The following is a 1,683-nucleotide window of genomic DNA, read 5'->3' as shown; positions in this document are numbered from 1 at the left end:
TGAATGACACAGCTTCGGTGGTGTGCTTAAGCCCCGCTACATTGTCGGCGCAGGACCACTTGACCAGTGAGCTATTACGCACTCTTTAAAGGGTGGCTGCTTCTAAGCCAACCTCCTGGCTGTCTGTGCGACCCCACATCCTTTCCCACTTAGCACACACTTAGGGACCTTAGCTGGCGTTCTGGGCTGTTTCCCTCTCGACTACGAAGCTTATCCCCCGCAGTCTCACTGCCGCACTCTCACACCACGGTATTCGGAGTTTGGTTGATTTCGGTAAGCTTGTGGGCCCCCTAGACCATCCAGTGCTCTACCCCCGTGGTGAAACATACGACGCTGCACCTAAATGCATTTCGGGGAGAACCAGCTATCACGGTGTTTGATTGGCCTTTCACCCCTAACCACAGCTCATCCCCCAGGTTTTCAACCCTGGTGGGTTCGGGCCTCCACGCGGTCTTACCCGCGCTTCACCCTGGCCATGGCTAGATCACACCGCTTCGGGTCTAGACCACGCGACTCAAGCGCCCTATTCAGACTCGCTTTCGCTACGGCTACCCCACACGGGTTAACCTCGCCACGTAGCACTAACTCGCAGGCTCATTCTTCAAAAGGCACGCCGTCACCCCTAAAGGCTCCGACGGATTGTAGGCACACGGTTTCAGGTACTATTTCACTCCCCTCCCGGGGTACTTTTCATCTTTCCCTCACGGTACTAGTCCGCTATCGGTCACCAGGGAGTATTTAGGCTTAGCGGGTGGTCCCGCCAGATTCACAGCGAATTTCACGAGTACGCTGCTACTTGGGAACACTCTAAACAGCCATCGGGTTTTCGAGTACGGGAGTTTCACCCTCTACGCTCACGCTTTCCAGACGCATTCCTCTAACCACAATGGTTTCTGACTGTTTGCTAGCTCGGCAGAACTAGCCAAGAGGTCCCACGACCCCGCGAATGCAACCCCTGCCGGGTATCACACAGACGCGGTTTAGCCTCATCCGCTTTCGCTCGCCACTACTCACGGAATCACGGTTGTTTTCTCTTCCTGCGGGTACTGAGATGTTTCACTTCCCCGCGTTCCCTCCACATACCCTATGTGTTCAGGTATGGGTGAACCCACATGACTGGGTCCGGGTTTCCCCATTCGGAAATTCTAGGATCTCAGCTCGGTTGACAGCTCCCCTAGACTTTTCGCAGTCTCCTACGTCCTTCATCGGCTCCTGGTGCCAAGACATCCACCGTATGCCCTTACTAACTTGCTACAAAGATGCTCGCATCCACTGTGCAGTTCTCAAAGAACAATCAGATCCACTTGCTCGACTGCAGACGCCGGCCAGATCTCGAAGACCTGGAGGTTCATCCGCGGCTAAGTGGCCGATCACTGAAAGACACTAAGCGTGTTCTCTCAGGACCCAACAGCGTACCGATCTGTTCACCCAGCCCCCTGATGACCTTTCCACGCAGGCAAGCCTGCAGTACTCACTCATCCGGCAACCGGACGTCTAGCCAGCCAGCATCCACTAATGAGCCCTACCTCGCTTAAGCGAGTGCAGGTTCTGCCCGCCGCTGAGACATTCGCTCAGATCGACAGGAGATTGCTCCTTAGAAAGGAGGTGATCCAGCCGCACCTTCCGGTACGGCTACCTTGTTACGACTTCGTCCCAATCGCCAGTCCCACCTTCGACCGCTCT

The 1,683-nt window shown here is 55.5% G+C and carries 2 rRNA genes (1 of these 2 only partly in view); both read right to left on the bottom strand.

The annotated features are described in order from the left end of the window. Positions 1-1,254 (bottom strand): 23S ribosomal RNA (locus ACWF7A_RS26710); it reaches 1,613 nt to the left of the window's first position. Between the two features lie 344 nt (positions 1,255-1,598). Continuing rightward, a 16S ribosomal RNA gene (locus ACWF7A_RS26705) occupies positions 1,599-1,683 on the bottom strand; the annotation flags it as partial.

The organism is Lentzea sp. NPDC055074, assembly GCF_053608005.1.
This window is presented reverse-complemented; position numbering and strand designations above follow the sequence as displayed.